This is a genomic window from Allobosea sp. P1_B10 (assembly GCF_056406735.1).
In genome coordinates, this window is the sequence record NZ_JBFTZP010000003.1 from 530,001 (window position 1) to 545,646 (window position 15,646).

A 15,646-nucleotide genomic window follows, 5' to 3' on the forward strand; every position below is an offset into this window, starting at 1 on the left:
ACCGGCGCCATATCGCGGGGTGGAGCAGCCCGGTAGCTCGTCAGGCTCATAACCTGAAGGTCGTCAGTTCAAATCTGGCCCCCGCAACCAAATCACAAAACACACACAAAACCCCCGCTCGGCGAAAGCCCGCGGGGGTTCTTGCGTTTGCAGTCGAAGACCGCCCGAGCACTGTCAACTTCTAGTCCGCCGCTCGATCCGATCTCGATTCCCAGCGCTTCAATGCGTTGTAGTGCTGCAGCAGGCTCTTGCGAGCCACGGGGTCGCTCAGGGTCAGCAGGGCAGGGGCGATCGGCCCGTGCGCCTCCGCGGCATAAGGCTTCGCTTGCTGGTCCATTGGCGCCTGGCCGTATGCCTGCGCCTCCTCTGCGAATCCGAGGGAGGCCGGCTGTGATGGCGTGGTCTCGCTGACGAATTGATCCAGTGTCCTGTCGAACAGCCGTTCGAGCTCGCCCAGCATCGTGTGCGACAGGCGGTTCTTGCCCTTCTCGTACTTGTCGACCTGCTGCTGGCGGACCTCCAGGATGACCGCGAGCATCGCCTGCGTCATGCCGGCAGCCTCGCGGCAGGCACGGATATAGGAGCCGATGACCGTGTCAGTCGGACCCGCTCGTTTCTTGGGCATGGTATCTCGATCCCCGCAGTGATCGACGGCTTGCAGTGCTCGGGAGATCGGTTGCAACGCGCTAGAGGTTGCAAGCATTGCGCCGGTACAACGTGACGTAGCGTAATCACTTCCTTTGCGTCATATGTGGGGATTCTGTCCCACATTGCGGTGAGGTCAGCAGGCTTCGAGAGCGCCCAGCGCGCTGGGAGGCGTCCGCCGAGACCATCATCAGACCCCCTGCTGCTTGCGGCGTCGAGAGGCGGCATGCGAGATACCCGTTGGATGAGCCCGGACCCAGCATGTCCTCGACCAGATGCCATGAGCCCGATGACGGCCCCGATCGTGAAGTGCTCGATCTCGGCGCCTATGTCCCGTATTTCCTGACGGCGATCTCGAACACCTGGTCGCGCAGTTCTTCGCGGCTCTACCTCGAGCGCTTTGGTGTCGGCGTCACCGAATGGCGGGTGATCTCGCAACTGGCGATCGAGCCCGCGATCGCGGCCCAGCGGATCTGCGAGGTCATCGGCCTCGACAAGGGGGCAGTCAGCCGCAGCGTAGCCGCCCTGGTGGCGGCCGGGCAGGTCGAGGAGCAGGTCGATTCTCGCGACGCACGGCGCCAACTCCTCAGCCTCACACCGAGCGGCTATGGGCTGCACCGCAAGCTGATCGACGTGGCCACGGCGCGCGAGCAGGTCATGCTGGCGGATCTGTCAGCCGAGGAGCGCGCGCAGTTGATCGGCTTCCTGCGGCGGATCCATGCGAGATTGCCGCAACTGCGGGAGCCCTAGCGAAGCCTGACCGGCCTCCGTCGCGCCCGCGCCCGCGTAGCGCTGCGTCGGCCCGGGCTCAGCGATAGCGCAGGGCTGCAGCGCTGTGCGCCAGCCGCAGGCCCGCGACATCGAGCCCGGGGACGGCGCCGTCGATCACGCGCCAGCGCCCGGCGACCATCACGCGATCGGCCCTGTTGGCTCCGCAGAGGATCAATGCGGCCACCGGGTCATGCGCGCCGGAGAATCGCAGTTCGTCGAGCTTGAACAGAGCGAGGTCAGCCTGCATGCCGGGTGCGATCGCGCCGATATCCGAGCGCCCGAGGCAGCGCGCCGAGCCTTCGGTCGCCCACCGGATCACGTCGCGCGCCGTCACGGCCGTGGCGCTCTCATAGCGCAGGCGATTGATCAGCAGCGCGTGGCGCAATTCCTCCATCAGGTTGGAACCGTCATTCGAGGCCGAGCCGTCGACGCCGAGCCCGAGCGGCGCGCCGGCCGCCACCAGTTCGCGCGTCCGGCAGAATCCCGACGCCAGCACGCCGTTCGAGGTCGGGCAGTGGCAGACGCCGACGCCCGCTTTGCCCAACCGCTCGCATTCCTCACAGGAGAAGTGGACGCCATGCGCGAGCCAGGTCTTCGGCCGCATCCAGCCGGTCTCCTCGAGAAGATCGAGCGGGCGCTTGCCATAGACCTCGAGGCAATAGGCGTCCTCGTCACGGGTCTCAGCGAGATGGGTGTGGAGCGGGGCGTCGAAGCGCGCGGCTAACTCGGCGCTTCTGGCCATCAGCGCAGGTGTGACAGAGAAGGGCGAGCAGGGTGCGAGCGCGATCTGGATCATGCTGCCGGGCGCGGGATCATGGAACAGGTTCAGCACCCGCTCGCTATCGGCCAAGATCGTGTCCTCGTCCTGCACGACGCTGTCGGGCGGCAGGCCGCCATCCTTCTGCGACAGGTTCATCGAGCCGCGAGAGATCGTGGCGCGGATGCCCAGCGCGCGGGCCTCCTCGACGGCGATGTCGACCGCGTTCTCCAGGCCCCTGGGGTAGAGATAATGGTGGTCGGCGGCAGTCGTGCAGCCGGACAGCAGGAGCTCGGTCAGCGCGACGCGCACCGCCAGCCTGAGATCGTCGGGCGTCAGCCGCGCCCACAGCGGATAGAGCGCGGTCAGCCACGGAAACAGCTCCCGGTCGATCGCGGCGGGGTGGGCGCGGGTGAGCGTCTGATAGAAGTGATGATGCGTATTGATCAGGCCCGGCAGGACTACATGGGCCGAGGCGTCGAAGACCTCATCGACGGCGAGGGCAGGGGCCGCGCCTGACGCCACGAGCTCGACGATGTGGCTGCCATCGAGCACGATGCCGCCGCCGGCATTCTCGGCGACGATGCCGAGCGGGTTCCTGATCCAGAAGCGCATGGTCGTGACGTCCAGAAAGCGGGCGGGATTGCCAGGCCCGTTCTAGGGGAAGCAGCGCAGCTTTTGCAAAGCCTGCGCGGCCCCGGTCACGGCCACGGGGCTCAGTTGTCGAAGATTCGGTCGCGGCTCTTGCAGCGATAGCCGACGAAGCAGGTCTGCGTGTCGCGGCTGGGGACCCAGGCCGGCTCGGTCGTCTCGTCGAATTCGCAGAAGCTGCGGTCGCGCACGAACCTGTCATAGGTGAAGCCGCCCGTGCCGAGCACGATCGCGCCATTGGACGCGACGATCTGCCGGTTGGCGCTGCAGATCTGCGTCGTGGTGGAGGGGCGCGATTGCGAAAGTGCCGCCGTGGCCGTCAGGCTCAGCAGCAATGTCAGGACGATGCGTTTCATGAGGTCTCCAGGGGCTCGCGAGTGTCGCTGCATTACCATAACCGAATGGCGGGCGGCCCGTTCCCGCCGCAACGCAGCGCCTTGACGTGGCGGCGCCCTTCCGGCATCGCTCGGCCCGAGCTGCCCGGTTATACCCGGGCATCCCCGCCTTCCTTCATCCATGTCGCCCGGCATGGACCTCGGCCGCACGCCGAGCTTGACGAGAGAGCCCGCGCCATGACGTCCCTGACCGATCTCGCCGCCACCATCGATGCCGCCTGGGAAGCCCGTGCCGAGATCGGGATCACCACCAAGGGTGCCGTCCGCGATGCCGTCGAGCACGCGATCGAGATGCTGGATTCCGGAGAGGCCCGCGTCGCCGAGAAGATCGGCAGCGAATGGGTCGTGCATCAGTGGCTGAAGAAGGCCGTGTTGCTTTCATTCCGCCTGACCGACAACCAGATCATGGCCAACGGCCCCGGTGAGGGCGTCTTCTGGGACAAGGTGCCGTCGAAGTTCGAGGGCTGGGGCGAGAACCGTTTTCGCGCCGCCGGCTTTCGCGTCGTGCCGCCGGCCGCAGCCCGCAAGGGCTCGTTCATTGCGCCCAACGTCGTGCTGATGCCGTCCTTTGTGAACATCGGCGCCTATGTCGACAGCGGCACCATGGTCGACACCTGGGCGACCGTCGGCTCCTGCGCCCAGATCGGCAAGAACGTCCATCTCTCGGGCGGCGTCGGCATCGGCGGCGTGCTCGAGCCGCTCCAGGCCAACCCGACCATCATCGAGGATAACTGCTTCGTCGGCGCGCGCTCTGAAGTCGTCGAGGGCGTGATCGTCGGCGAGGGTTCGGTGATCTCGATGGGTGTGTTCATCTCGGCCTCGACCAAGATCATCAATCGCGCCACCGGCGAGGTCCATATCGGCAAGGTGCCGCCCTATTCGGTCGTCGTCTCGGGCTCGCTGCCCGGCAAGCCGCTGAATGACGGCACGCCCGGCCCCTCGCTTTACTGCGCCGTGATCGTCAAGACCGTCGACGCGCAGACCCGCGCCAAGACCGGCATCAACGAGCTGCTGCGCGACTGATCGCGGCCTGACCTATTCACTGGCAACGGCGGCTGCGGCCGCCGCTGCCGCGGACCCGCGCAACGGCAGCTCCTTCATCTTCATGATGAACAGCAAAGCCATCGCGAAACCGAAGAACGTCGCGGCGAAGACATACTGGAACAGCCGCACCATCGTCTCGCGATCGACCGTCCCGAGCTTCAGCGTCTCGGGCGAGAGCACGGCGCCGGTGCCACCGACGCCCCCGAGCACGATCGCGCCGAACACTGCCACGATAAGCGCGCCGCCGATCTGGCGGAAGAAGTTGGCCACTCCCGTGGCCGTTCCCAGCTGATAGGGCAGCACGGCGTTCTGGATCGAGATCGTGGCGACAGGCAGTAGCGTGCCGAGCCCGACGCTGACGAGCGCGAGGATCGCGCAGAACGGCACCAATGGCATTGTCCCCGCGAAGACCGTCAGCAGCGCCATGCCCACCAGTGCCATGCTCAGCCCGACCAGTGGGACGCGCTTGTAGTGCGTGAGATGCGCGATCGCACGGCCTGAGCTGGTCGCGCCGATCACCGTGCCGCAGGTGAGCGGCAGCAGGCCGAGCCCGGAGGACGAGGCGCTCAGCCCGGCGACGGTCTCGAAATACAGCGGCAGATAGATGGTGAGGCCGATGAAGGTACCCATGCCGAACCCGGCCGCGAGCGTGCCCGAGCGCACGACCTGATTGGCCAGCAGGTCGAGCGGTATCAGCGGCTCGGCCGCGCGCCTCAGCTGCCAGGCGAAGGTGATCCAGAGCAGGACCGAAAGGCCGACCATCCCGACGATGACCGGCGAGCCCCAGGGGTAATAGGTCCCGCCCCAGGAGAGGGCGAGCAGCAGCGACATGGTCGCACTCGTCATCAGCACCGCGCCGAGCACGTCGAGCTTATGCGGGCGCTCATGGCGCGGCAGGCGCTTCAGCGCGGAGCTGGTCATCCAGTAGGCGCCGAGCCCCAGGGGCAGGTTGATCCAGAAGATCACCGACCAGTGCAGGACCTCGGCGATGATGCCGCCTAGCACCGGGCCGAGGACAGAGGCGGAGAAGAAGACGGTGGCGATGTAGACCTGGTATTTGCCGCGCTCCTTGGGCGGCACCATGTCGCCGATGATGGTCTGCGCCAGCGCGATCAGGCCGCCACCGCCCAGGCCCTGAAGGAAGCGGGCGACGACGAGCAGCCACAATGTCGGCGCCAGCGCGCAGGCGATCGAGCCGATGAGGAACACGACGATGCCCGCCAGCATCGTGACTCGGCGGCCATGGATGTCGGCCAGCTTTCCGTAGAGCGGCGTCACCGCCGTCGAGGCCAGCAGATAGGCAGTCACCACCCATGGCAGATGCGTGACGTCGCCGAGTTCGCGCCCGATCGTCGGCATCGCCGTTGCGACGATGGTCTGGTCCAGCGCGGCCAGGAACATGGCGAGCATGATCCCGAAGATGATGGAACGAATATCGGCATGGGTGAGGGGCGCAGCCGGCGCCCCCGTCTCGACCCGCTTGTCCATCGTGAGCGTTCGCCTGCGTAAAGGGAATGGCTCAACTATAGGTCGCGCCTTGGCCATGCGATATGCGCAGGGCGGCAGGACGGTGTTGCGCGCTGCGTCGGTCAGCGCTCCCGACGCAGGACCATCCCGGCATGATGGAGCACGTCATCGACGAAGTCGCCGTCGGCCGTGAAGCCGGTATCGTCGACATAGTCGATATGGTTGCCGGTGATGGTGTAGCGCCCCTGATAGGCGCTCTTGCGATTGCCCCTGGCCTCGTCGTAGCGGCCGTTGGGGAGAAGCTCGTGCCTGATATGGCCGTCGGCGGTGACCCATATGCCGACACAGGGATACGGAGCCGCCCCGGTGCCGGCGTGGCTGGGGGGCTGATCGGTCGTCGTCATCGTGCGCGTGCGCTCCTGAGACTGGCCTCGTCTCGGAGCGACGCCGATCAGGACTAGCCCGAGGAGGATGGTCCTCCGAGGGGCGGTAGGCGCCTTGATGGGATCGCAATGGCCCGTGCTGTCGCTCATGTCCGTGCTCCTCCTCGTGGTCGCGAAGAGACATGAGGATGCAGCGTTGCGCGGAGCAGGGGATAGACAGCTACTCGCGCGTTATTGCCCGATCCGCCAGGACAAGGCCGCGTTCAGCTCTGCTGCGTCACCGCGGCGGGGTCCATCCACATCACCTCCCAGACATGGCCGTCGAGGTCCTGGAAGCCGTGGCCATACATGAAGCCATGGTCCTGCGGCTGGTTGTAGGTCGTGCCGCCGGCCGCCACGGCGGCCTTGACTATCGCGTCCACGGCCTCGCGGTTGTCGCGCGACAGGCAGGTCAGCACCTCGATCGAGCTGGCGGTGTCGGTGATCGGCTTTGGCGAGAAGCCGGCGAATTTCTCGTGGGTGAGCAGCATCGCGTAGATCGTGTCGCTGATCACCATGCAGGCGGCGGTCTCGTCGGTGAACTGGGCGTTGAACGCGAAGCCGAGGGCCTTGAAAAATGCGACCGACCGGTCGAGATCCCTGACGGGCAGGTTGACGAATATCATCTGCGGCATGGCTTTTCCTTCGCTTCCGCGCAGCCCCGGAGGGCGCCGATCGAGACAGTCGCAGCATGCGAAGACATGGCCCCGATGGCAAGGTTTCGGATATGCTCCGGCTTTCAGGGCCGCGTCGTGCCCGTCTGGGGATGAGAAGAGAAACGCAACGATGCCGCTGATCAACGCTCCCGACAGCATTCTCGTCATCATCGATTTCCAGCAGCGCCTGATGCCGGCGATCCATGATGGCGAACGCCTCGTCTCCAATGCCAGGCGGCTGGTCGATGCCGCTGGCCTGCTCGCGGTGCCCATCGTGCTGACCGAGCAGAACCCGGCGGGGCTGGGCACGACGGTTCCCGAGCTTGCCGGCAGCGGCCCCGTCATCGCCAAGATGAGCTTCGATGCCTGCGGTGCGCCGGCCTTTCTCGAAGCGCTCGCTGGTGACAAGGATCTCGTGATCTGCGGCTGCGAGGCGCATGTCTGCGTCGGCCAGACGGTGTTGAGCCTGCTCGACTATCTCCGTCGCGTGATCGTCGTCCAGGATGCTATCGGTTCGCGCGCCCCGGAATCGAAGGAGGTTGCGCTGCGCCGGATGGAACGCCACGGCGCCGAGATCGTGACGACGGAAATGGTGGTCTTCGAGTGGCTGCGCACCGCAGAGCACCCGCTGTTCCGGGCCGCATCCCGCTTGATCCGCTGAGTGCGGAAACCCGTAAGCCGCCTGCCGGTCGTTCGATGTTGCAAGCGCACCATCGGCTCGGCTAGTCCTTAAGGCGAGCCCTCCGGCAATATCTTCCAGCGACAAAAGGCAACGCGATGAAGAAGGTCTACCCAGACGCGAAGACGGCGCTCGCCGGTGCTATCAAGGATGGCATGACGATCATGGCCGGCGGCTTCGGCCTCTGCGGCATCCCCGATCTCCTGATCGAGGCCGTTCGGGAATCCGGCGCGAAGGACCTGACCTTCGTCTCCAACAATGCCGGCATCGACGGCGCCGGCCTCGGCATCCTGCTCGAGACCCGCCAGATCAAGAAGATGATCAGTTCCTATGTCGGCGAGAACAAGCTGTTCGCCCAGCAGTTCCTGGCCGGTGAGCTCGAGCTCGAATTCACCCCGCAGGGGACGCTGGCCGAGCGCATCCGCGCCGGCGGCGCCGGCATCCCGGCCTTCTTCACCAAGACCGGCGTCGGCACGCTTGTCGCCGAGGGCAAGGAGGAGCGCGAGTTCGACGGCGAGCGCTACATCATGGAGCGCGGCATCTTCGCCGATGTCTCGCTGGTGCATGCCTGGAAGGGCGATACCGAGGGCAACCTCGTCTACCGCAAGACCGCGCGCAACTTTAACCCGATGATGGCCTCGGCCTCGCGCATGACAGTGGCGCAGGTCGAGAACCTCGTCGAGGCCGGTCAGATCGACCCCGACCACATGCATACGCCGGGCATCTTCGTGAAGCGCATCGTTCACGTCACCAATGCCGCCAAGCGCATCGAGCAGCGCACCACCCGCAAGCGCGCCGCGTAAGGAGAAGCGACATGGCATGGACCCGTGAACAGATCGCCGCTCGCGCCGCGAAGGAACTGAAGGACGGTTATTACGTCAATCTCGGCATCGGCATTCCGACGCTGGTCTCGAACTACATCCCCGAGGGCGTCTCGGTTCAGCTCCAGTCGGAGAACGGCATGCTCGGCATGGGCCCGTTCCCCTATGAGGGCGACGAGGATCCCGACCTGATCAATGCCGGCAAGCAGACCATCACCGAACTGCCGACGACGAGCTATTTCTCTTCGGCCGACTCCTTCGGCATGATCCGGGGCGGGCATATCGACCTGTCGATCCTCGGCGCCATGCAGGTCGCGGAGAATGGCGACCTCGCCAACTGGATGATCCCCGGCAAGGTGGTGAAAGGCATGGGCGGCGCCATGGATCTCGTCGCCGGCGTCAAGAAGGTCGTGGTGGTGATGGAGCACGTCGCCAAGAACAAGGACGGCTCGGAATCGCCAAAACTGCTCAAGTCCTGCGACCTGCCGCTGACCGGCGCGGGAGTGGTCGACATGGTGATCACCGATCTCGGCGTCTTCTCGATCGACGAGAATGGTGGCGGCATGAGCCTGATCGAGCTCGCCGAGGGCGTCACCCTCGACGAGATCAAGGCGAAGACCCAAGCGTCCTTCAAGGTGGCCCTGTAGAAGCGGCTAACCGTTCACGTCATGGTCGGGCTTGTCCCGACCATCGACGCCTTCGCTGGGCGAACTCGAGACGTGGATGCTCGCCACGAGGGCGAGCATGACGCGGAGCGCTATCGGCCCGACTCCCAGCCGGCCCGTACCAACTCCGGCGCATCGTGCTCGTCCTCGGGCCAACCGATGCAGAGATAGGCGATCAGCTTCCAGTCCGGCGGCGTGCCGAGCGTGGCGGTCAACGCGTCCGGCTCCAGGATCGAAACCCAACCCACGCCGACGCCCGCGACCCGCGCCGCAAGCCAGAACTGCGTGATCGCGGCAACGACCGAATAGTCGAGCATCTCGGGCATGGTGCGCCGCCCGAGCCCGTGGCCGCGCTGTGTCCCGTGATCGCAAAACACGGCGATCTGCTCGGGAGCCTCGTGCAGGCCCTCCAGCTTGAGTTGCGCGTAAAGCTGCGCCCGTTCGCCGTCATAGGCGCCAAGCGCCTGCGCGTTGCATCGCGCAAAACTCTGCTGGATCGCGGCGCGTTGCTCGGCTTGCGTCACGCGCATCCAGCGCCAGGGCTGAGAGTGCCCGACGGAGGGCGACAATTCTGCCTGGCGCAGCAAGGTCTCGACCAGCCCCTCCGGCAGTGGCTCGCGGCGGAACCGCCTGACATCGCGCCGCCAGGCCAGCAACGCGGCGAACTGTGCCGCAAAGCTTGCGTCGAAGACAGGCGGCTCGCTCACGACGCGACGGCGATCGCGTGGAAGAACGACCCTGTCACATGGCCCCGCCGGCTGCCGGCGGGTGCAGGAGCCGATCCGTGCGGGTCCGTCACCACGGCGAAGGGCGGATCCTCGCCGGGCGAGACGGTCGTGGCGTAGTGGAATTCGTGCCCCGTCAGAGCCTCGCCCGTGCGGCCGAGCGGCCCGTCAGCCTGCAGCACGGCGCGGCGATAGCCGAGGTTCATCTTGCGCCTGGCAAAGCTGGTGGACACGCCGAGCAGCCCGGCCATGCCGTGGCTGATGCCATCGGCATCGACCAGCGTCTGCCCCAAAACCATGTAGCCGCCGCACTCGCCATGGACAGGACGTGTCCTGGCGAAATCGCGCAAGCCGGTCATGAAGCGGCTCGCTTGGGCGAGCACGCCCGCATGCAGCTCAGGATAGCCGCCCGGCAACCAGCAGGCGTCGCAGGATTCAGGCGGAGCCACGTCGGCCAAGGGCGAGAACGGCACGATTTCGGCGCCCGCAGCCAGCCAGCCCGCCTCGACATGCGGATAGACGAAGCTGAAGGCCGCATCCCGCGCCAGGGCGATCCGCCGTCCCGGCGCGGGCAGGGCTCGTGCCAGTGCCCCCGCTGCCGGAAGCTGCGTTGCGCCCGCTGCCGCGATCACGGAGTCTAGGTCGATGGCCTGTGCGATCGCATCCGCGAGCGCGTCGAGACGCGCATGCAGGTCGTCCGTCTCGCCTGCCTGCACCAGCCCGAGGTGGCGCTCCGGCAGGATCAGGCTGGCTTCGCGCGGCAGTGCGCCGAGCACGGGCAAGCCGATCTTCGCCATGCCCTGCGCCACTAGGCGGCGATGACGCTCGCTGGCGACCTTGTTCAGGATCACGCCGGCGATGCGGATGCGCGGGTCGTAATGCATGCAGCCGAGCGCAATCGCCGCTGCCGATTGCGCCTGGCCGGAGACGTCGATCACCAGTACGACCGGCCAGCCGAGCAAGGCTGCGATATCGGCGCTCGCGCCGGTATGCCCATCAGGCCCGGGCACCCCATCGAACAGGCCCATCGAGCCCTCGGCGATGACGAGGTCGGCCGCGCCGGCCGCCTGGCCCGCGATCTGGCCGAGCAGGGCATCGGGCATCGCGAAGGAATCGAGATTGGCGCTGGGGGCGCCTGTCGCTGCGGCGTGAAAAGCCGGATCGATATAATCGGGCCCGCATTTCAGTCCGCGCACGGTCAGGCCGCGCTTGACCAGCGCGCGCTGGAGCCCGAGCGTGATCGTGGTCTTGCCCGACCCAGACCGTGGCGCGGCGATGAGAAGTCCCGGCGCGATCATGTCCCGCCGCCCGGCCGGAAGCGCCGGTCGTAGCCGGTCGAATAGAGGGCGCTCTCGTCAAAATCCTCCGCGGCCAGCGCCGGCCCGACCAGGATCAGCGCCGTGCGCTCCAGCCCGGATTCGCGCACCTGTGCCGCAATCGAGGCCAGCGTACCCCGCAGGATGCGCTCGTCGGGCCAGGAGGCGCGGAACACGATCGCGACCGGGCAGTCGACGCCGTAGAGCGGCGTGAGTTCCTCCACCACCTTGTCGATCACATGGATCGAGAGATGCACCGCAAGCGTCGCGCCGGTCTGCGCGAAACTGGCGAGCTGTTCGCGCTCGGGCATCGCCGAGGCGCGGCCAGAGGTGCGGGTCAGGACGAGGGACTGCGCCACGCCCGGCAGGGTGAGTTCGCGCTTCAGCGCCGCCGCGGCGGCTGCAAATGCCGGAACCCCCGGCGTGACGCTGTAGGCAATGCCGAGGCCATCGAGCCGGCGCATCTGTTCGCCGCAGGCGCTCCAGATCGAGAGGTCGCCCGAATGCAGCCGCGCGACATCCTGCCCCGCAGCCTCGGCCTTGCGGATCTCCGCGATAATCGCTTCGAGATCGAGCGGGGCTGTGTCGACGATGCGTGCGTCGGGCGGGCACCAGGCGAGCATCGCCTTGGGGATCAGCGATCCCGCATAGAGGCAGACAGGGGCCGCGGCGATCAGGTCGCGCCCGCGCAGGGTGATGAGATCGGGCGCGCCGGGGCCGACGCCGATGAAATGCACTGTCATGGATTCGCTCTCGCCAGTGCGCAGGTGACGCGTGGCGTGGCGATGCGCGGCAGGACCAGCACGCCGCCGGGCCCCGCCACAGCCAGCGCCGCCGCCTCCGCGACCGAGCCGACGCCAAAGAGCGAGGCGATCCGCGTCGAGCGCGTCGCGCAGGCCGCCTCGAATCCTTTCAGCGCCTCGTCGGGAATGGCGACGAGTTCGGCGCCGCGCGCCTTGGCAAGCGCCACCAACCCCGGCTCAGTCGCGCGCGCGGCCAATGTGGCCAGCCGCGTCACGGACTCGCCGACACATCCGGCACGTTGCAGGGCCTGGTCGAGGCAGGTCGCGAGGTCGGCCTCGCTGGTGTCGGGGCGAAAGCCCATCCCCGCTATCAGGCGTCCGGCGCTCACGGCTTGGTCACGCGCCATTGCGTCACCGGCATCGCGGGACGCCAGCCATGCATGGTGCCGACAGCATCGAGATACTCCACGCCGATCCGGCGCAGGCTGCCGCCATGAGCCTTGAACAGCGCAGCCAGTCGCGCTTCGCCCTCGAGCGTCACGACATTGGCGACGAGGCGACCATTGGGCTTGAGGGCTGCCCAGGCCTGCTCGAAGACGCCCTCGTCGCAGATGCCGCCGCCGATGAAGACGGCGTCCGGGGCGGGGCGCTCGGCAAAGGCTGCGGGCGCCGAACCGACGATCTCGATGCGCAGGGCGCCGAGTTCGATGCGGTTCTGGCCGATCCGCTCTGCGCGTTCCGGCTTGGCCTCGAAGGCCACCGCGCGGTTGCTGGGATGGCGCAGGCACCATTCCATCGAGACCGATCCGGAGCCCGCGCCGACGTCCCAGAGCCGTTCGCCGATGCGTGGGGCCAGCGCTCCCAGCGTGATCGCACGGATATCGGCCTTGGTGATCTGGCCGTCATGGGCAAACCAGCTTTCGTCGAGCCCCGGCGCCAGCGGCACGATGCGCGAGGCGGCATCCGCGACCACCTTAACCGCGATCAGGTTGAGCGGCACGATCCCGTCGAGGGCGAAGGCATCGGCGCGCGCGCTGCGGATGCGTTCGTGCGGACCACCCAGCGATTCCAGGACGGTGATCTCGCTTGCGCCCAGCCCGCGCTCGGTCAGCAGTTTGGCGACCGCCGGCGGCGTGGTTTCGTCCCAGGACAAGGCCAGGATCCGGGCCTTTGGCTGTAACAGCGGCACGATCCGCTGCAGGGTGCGGCCATGCAGCGAGACCAGCCCGCATTCCTCCTGCGCCCAGCGCATCCGCGTGCAGGCCATCGAATAGGACGAGATCTGCGGAATGACCCGCATTTCCTCGGCCGGGATGGCGCGCGCCAGCCCGGCGCCGATGCCGTAATGGAAGGGGTCGCTGGTGGCGAGCACGCAGATCTTGCGCCCGCGCTCGGCCAGGATCGAGGGCAGGGCGTTGCGGAAGGGCTGGGGCCAGGCCCGAACCTCGCCGCGCACCTGATCGCGCACCGGCGCCAGCAAAGCGAGGTGGCGCTCCCCGCCGAAGACGATCTCCGCCTCTTCCAGCGCCGCGCGGCCCGCCGGGCACAATCCGGCCGGGCCGTCCTCGCCGAGGCCGACCAGCGACAGCCAGGGCTCGGAGTTTGAGCGGGTCGACAGGTCAGGCGATTCGGGGGAGACTATTGGCATGACGATCCTCATCCTTGGCGGAACCAGCGAAGCGGCGGCTCTCGACCAGCATCTGGCCGAACAGGCTCCCGATATCCGCGCGGTGATATCGCTGGCGGGGCACACCGTCGACCCGAAACCGACCAACCTGCCGGTTCGCACGGGGGGCTTTGGCGGCATCGAGGGCCTGCGGCGCTATCTTGAGGAGGAAGGCATCGTGGCGGTCATCGACGCCACCCATCCTTTCGCCGCGATCATGCCCTTTCACGCGCAGGCGGCCTGCCTGGCGCAGAGCGTCCCGCTGCTCGCGATTCATCGCAAGCCGTGGAGTCCGTGCCCCGGCGACCGCTGGCATTCCGTGCTCGACATGGCCGCGGCGGCGGAGGCTCTCGGCCCCGAGCCGAAGCGTGTCTTCCTCACGGTTGGCCGGCTCGAGTTGCCTGCCTTCGCGGATGCCCCCCAGCACCACTATCTCGTTCGCGCGATCGAGCCGATCGGCAATCGCCTGCCGTTGCATGACGTCAAGGTTATCCAGCAGCGCGGTCCCTTCCACGCCGATGACGAGGAGGACCTGATGCGCCGCGAAGGCATCGAGGTCCTCGTCAGCAAGAATTCGGGCGGAGACGCCACCTCCGGCAAGCTCCTGGCCGCGCGCCGCCTGGGCCTGCCCGTGGTCATGGTGGAGCGACCGCCGAAACCCGATGTCGAGACCGTCGAGCATATCGATCAGGTCCTGCCCTGGCTGGTGGCGCAGGGGCTCTTCGTCACAGAACGCGGCGTGTAGACATAAGGCGCTGCACCGTCCCGCGTGATCAGGCGGGTGGTCGAGGCGCCGATCATAACCAGCGTCGCCATGTCGGCGGTGGGCGCCGCAGCGATCGCCTCAGCCAGCGTCAGCACGCGCAAGATCTCGTCAGTCCGTCCGACGGCGCGGGCAAAGATCACCGGCGTTTCCGGCGCGCGATGGCTCGCGGCCAGCTCCAGTGCAGCCCCGAGCTGCCAGGGCCGCGCCTTCGAGATCGGGTTGTAGAGACTGATCACGAAATCGGCGGCGAGCACCGCCTCGAGCCGGGCCGTGATGACCTCCCATGGCTTGAGGTTGTCGGACAGCGAGATCGCGCAGAAATCGCCACCAAGCGGCGCGCCCGCTCTGGCCGCCGCCGCCATCATCGCAGTGATGCCGGGCTCGACCCTGATCGGCAGGTCGCGCCAGGCGGCATCGCCGGCCTCCAGAGCCTCGAATACGGCCGCAGCCATGGCGAAGACCCCGGGATCGCCGCCCGACACGACCGCGACCGTGCGACCTTCGGCAGCGAGGCGCAGGGCATGCGCAGCACGGTCGATCTCCACGCGATTGTCCGAGGCGTGCTTGGTCCGGCCCTCCCGTGCCGGGATGCGCTCAAGATAGGGGATATATCCGATCAGGTCGGTGGCTGCGTCGATGGCCGCTTGCGCTGCGGGCGTCAGCCAATGCGCCTCGCCGGGCCCGAGGCCCACGACTGTCAGCGAGCCCGTCACAGCCGCCGTCCTTCGCCGGGAACCAGCACCATCGAAAAATAGGGCGCCTCGTCGTCGGGCTTGTCCGCAAGGTTGGCGATGACCTGCTCGGCCATGGTCGCGCGCTCGACATAGATGGCGCGTTGGAGCAGCCCGGCGGCGATCAGCGCGCGCCGGACCTTGGGCAGGTTGCGGCCGAGCTTCATGATCACGGCGGCGTCGGTGTCGCTCAGGCGTCGCACCAGCTCCGTTTCGGGCAGCGTCCCCGGCAACACTGTGAGGATATCGTCGCCCCAGGTGATCGGCGCGTTGGCGCGCGTCCAGGCGCCGGCCATGCCGGTGACGCCCGGCACGACCTCAATCGGGAAGCGCGGGCTGAGACGCCGCCAGAGATGCATGAAGGAGCCATAGAAGAAGGGGTCGCCGTCGCAGAGCACCGCGACGGTGCGGCCGGCCTCCATCTCGCCGGCAAGCTGTTGCGCGGCCTCGTCGTAGAAGGCGGCGATCGGCCCGCTATAGCCGACATCCTCGACGGGAACCTCGATCGTGACCGGGAAGGCGAGCGCGATCTCGCGAGCCGGATCGGGCGGGATTACGGCATCGGCGGTGACGCGGGCATTGCCGCGCCGGCCACGCTTGCAGAAATGCACGAGCCGGTCGGCCTTGAGGATGATGTCGCGGGCGCGCACGGTCATGTAGTCGGGGTCGCCGGGGCCCAGCCCGACGCCGAAGAGCATTGCTCTGCCCTGTTGAACGCTCACCGGC

The 15,646-nt window shown here is 67.4% G+C and carries 19 protein-coding genes and 1 tRNA gene; 7 read left to right on the forward strand and 13 right to left on the reverse strand.

The window, feature by feature from the left end; translation table 11 throughout:
• The first annotated feature begins 13 nt into the window (after window positions 1-13).
• A tRNA-Met gene (locus tag AC1D2L_RS09900) sits at window positions 14-90 on the forward strand.
• 91 nt (window positions 91-181) lie between these two features.
• On the opposite strand, the gene AC1D2L_RS09905 is transcribed toward AC1D2L_RS09900, so the two are convergent.
• Complete coding sequence (locus tag AC1D2L_RS09905; protein WP_476845688.1) at window positions 182-625, reverse strand: helix-turn-helix domain-containing protein; 444 nt, start codon at window positions 623-625, stop codon at window positions 182-184.
• 281 nt (window positions 626-906) lie between these two features.
• On the opposite strand from AC1D2L_RS09905, the gene AC1D2L_RS09910 reads away from it, so the two are divergent.
• The gene (locus tag AC1D2L_RS09910) at window positions 907-1,395 is read left to right on the forward strand and encodes a MarR family winged helix-turn-helix transcriptional regulator (protein ID WP_476845689.1); all 489 of its coding nucleotides are present in this window, start codon (window positions 907-909) and stop codon (window positions 1,393-1,395) included.
• Between the two features lie 58 nt (window positions 1,396-1,453).
• Here the strand turns inward: AC1D2L_RS09910 and AC1D2L_RS09915 are convergent, their stop codons facing one another.
• Window positions 1,454-2,788, reverse strand: coding sequence for an 8-oxoguanine deaminase (locus tag AC1D2L_RS09915; RefSeq protein ID WP_476845690.1), 1,335 nt, complete (start codon window positions 2,786-2,788; stop codon window positions 1,454-1,456).
• A gap of 101 nt (window positions 2,789-2,889) precedes the next feature.
• Window positions 2,890-3,180 carry a hypothetical protein gene (locus AC1D2L_RS09920; protein ID WP_476845691.1) on the reverse strand — a complete coding sequence of 97 codons (291 nt, stop codon included), beginning with the start codon at window positions 3,178-3,180 and terminating at the stop codon, window positions 2,890-2,892.
• Between the two features lie 216 nt (window positions 3,181-3,396).
• Between AC1D2L_RS09920 and dapD the strand changes: the two genes are divergently transcribed.
• Window positions 3,397-4,242, forward strand: a complete 846-nt coding sequence (gene dapD, locus AC1D2L_RS09925; protein ID WP_476845692.1) for a 2,3,4,5-tetrahydropyridine-2,6-dicarboxylate N-succinyltransferase — start codon at window positions 3,397-3,399, stop codon at window positions 4,240-4,242.
• A gap of 12 nt (window positions 4,243-4,254) precedes the next feature.
• Here the strand turns inward: dapD and AC1D2L_RS09930 are convergent, their stop codons facing one another.
• From AC1D2L_RS09930 to AC1D2L_RS09940, 3 genes are all read right to left on the reverse strand, one after another.
• Window positions 4,255-5,751: an MDR family MFS transporter gene (locus AC1D2L_RS09930; protein ID WP_476845693.1), complete on the reverse strand. Its 1,497-nt coding sequence runs from the start codon at window positions 5,749-5,751 to the stop codon at window positions 4,255-4,257.
• Window positions 5,752-5,852: 101 nt separating this feature from the next.
• On the reverse strand, window positions 5,853-6,134 hold the full coding sequence (locus AC1D2L_RS09935) for an Atu4866 domain-containing protein (RefSeq protein WP_476845847.1): 282 nt from the start codon (window positions 6,132-6,134) through the stop codon (window positions 5,853-5,855).
• A 242-nt stretch (window positions 6,135-6,376) separates the two neighbouring features.
• Window positions 6,377-6,787 carry a VOC family protein gene (locus AC1D2L_RS09940; RefSeq protein ID WP_476845694.1) on the reverse strand — a complete coding sequence of 137 codons (411 nt, stop codon included), beginning with the start codon at window positions 6,785-6,787 and terminating at the stop codon, window positions 6,377-6,379.
• A gap of 151 nt (window positions 6,788-6,938) precedes the next feature.
• On the opposite strand from AC1D2L_RS09940, the gene AC1D2L_RS09945 reads away from it, so the two are divergent.
• The 3 genes from AC1D2L_RS09945 to AC1D2L_RS09955 all read left to right on the forward strand — a co-directional run bounded on the left by AC1D2L_RS09945 (window position 6,939) and on the right by AC1D2L_RS09955 (window position 8,955).
• Window positions 6,939-7,469: a hydrolase gene (locus tag AC1D2L_RS09945; protein WP_476845695.1), complete on the forward strand. Its 531-nt coding sequence runs from the start codon at window positions 6,939-6,941 to the stop codon at window positions 7,467-7,469.
• Between the two features lie 116 nt (window positions 7,470-7,585).
• Complete coding sequence (locus tag AC1D2L_RS09950; RefSeq protein ID WP_476845696.1) at window positions 7,586-8,290, forward strand: CoA transferase subunit A; 705 nt, start codon at window positions 7,586-7,588, stop codon at window positions 8,288-8,290.
• An 11-nt stretch (window positions 8,291-8,301) separates the two neighbouring features.
• A complete protein-coding gene (locus tag AC1D2L_RS09955; protein WP_476845697.1) occupies window positions 8,302-8,955 on the forward strand; it encodes a 3-oxoacid CoA-transferase subunit B in 654 nt (217 codons plus the stop codon).
• A gap of 110 nt (window positions 8,956-9,065) precedes the next feature.
• Here the strand turns inward: AC1D2L_RS09955 and bluB are convergent, their stop codons facing one another.
• From bluB to cbiE, 5 genes are read right to left on the reverse strand one after another with little or no spacing between them, the layout of a single operon-like run.
• Window positions 9,066-9,680, reverse strand: a complete 615-nt coding sequence (gene bluB / locus AC1D2L_RS09960; protein WP_476845698.1) for a 5,6-dimethylbenzimidazole synthase — start codon at window positions 9,678-9,680, stop codon at window positions 9,066-9,068.
• On the reverse strand, window positions 9,677-10,996 hold the full coding sequence (locus tag AC1D2L_RS09965; protein WP_476845699.1) for a cobyrinate a,c-diamide synthase: 1,320 nt from the start codon (window positions 10,994-10,996) through the stop codon (window positions 9,677-9,679). The genes bluB and AC1D2L_RS09965 overlap by 4 nt, the downstream gene beginning before the upstream one ends.
• The gene (gene cobM, locus AC1D2L_RS09970; RefSeq protein ID WP_476845700.1) at window positions 10,993-11,757 is read right to left on the reverse strand and encodes a precorrin-4 C(11)-methyltransferase; all 765 of its coding nucleotides are present in this window, start codon (window positions 11,755-11,757) and stop codon (window positions 10,993-10,995) included. The genes AC1D2L_RS09965 and cobM overlap by 4 nt, the downstream gene beginning before the upstream one ends.
• Window positions 11,754-12,146, reverse strand: coding sequence for a cobalamin biosynthesis protein (locus AC1D2L_RS09975; protein WP_476845701.1), 393 nt, complete (start codon window positions 12,144-12,146; stop codon window positions 11,754-11,756). Before AC1D2L_RS09975 ends, cobM begins: the two co-directional genes overlap by 4 nt.
• Window positions 12,143-13,405: a precorrin-6y C5,15-methyltransferase (decarboxylating) subunit CbiE gene (gene cbiE, locus AC1D2L_RS09980; protein ID WP_476845702.1), complete on the reverse strand. Its 1,263-nt coding sequence runs from the start codon at window positions 13,403-13,405 to the stop codon at window positions 12,143-12,145. The genes AC1D2L_RS09975 and cbiE overlap by 4 nt, the downstream gene beginning before the upstream one ends.
• Between cbiE and AC1D2L_RS09985 the strand changes: the two genes are divergently transcribed.
• A complete protein-coding gene (locus tag AC1D2L_RS09985) occupies window positions 13,404-14,168 on the forward strand; it encodes a cobalt-precorrin-6A reductase (RefSeq protein ID WP_476845703.1) in 765 nt (254 codons plus the stop codon). The two genes, cbiE and AC1D2L_RS09985, sit on opposite strands and share 2 nt — an antisense overlap.
• Here the strand turns inward: AC1D2L_RS09985 and cobJ are convergent.
• The gene (gene cobJ / locus AC1D2L_RS09990; protein ID WP_476845704.1) at window positions 14,111-14,902 is read right to left on the reverse strand and encodes a precorrin-3B C(17)-methyltransferase; all 792 of its coding nucleotides are present in this window, start codon (window positions 14,900-14,902) and stop codon (window positions 14,111-14,113) included. The two genes, AC1D2L_RS09985 and cobJ, sit on opposite strands and share 58 nt — an antisense overlap.
• Window positions 14,899-15,618 (reverse strand): precorrin-2 C(20)-methyltransferase, encoded by a 720-nt coding sequence (locus tag AC1D2L_RS09995; protein WP_476845848.1) that lies wholly within the window; start codon window positions 15,616-15,618, stop codon window positions 14,899-14,901. The genes cobJ and AC1D2L_RS09995 overlap by 4 nt, the downstream gene beginning before the upstream one ends.
• Window positions 15,619-15,646 lie beyond the last annotated feature (28 nt).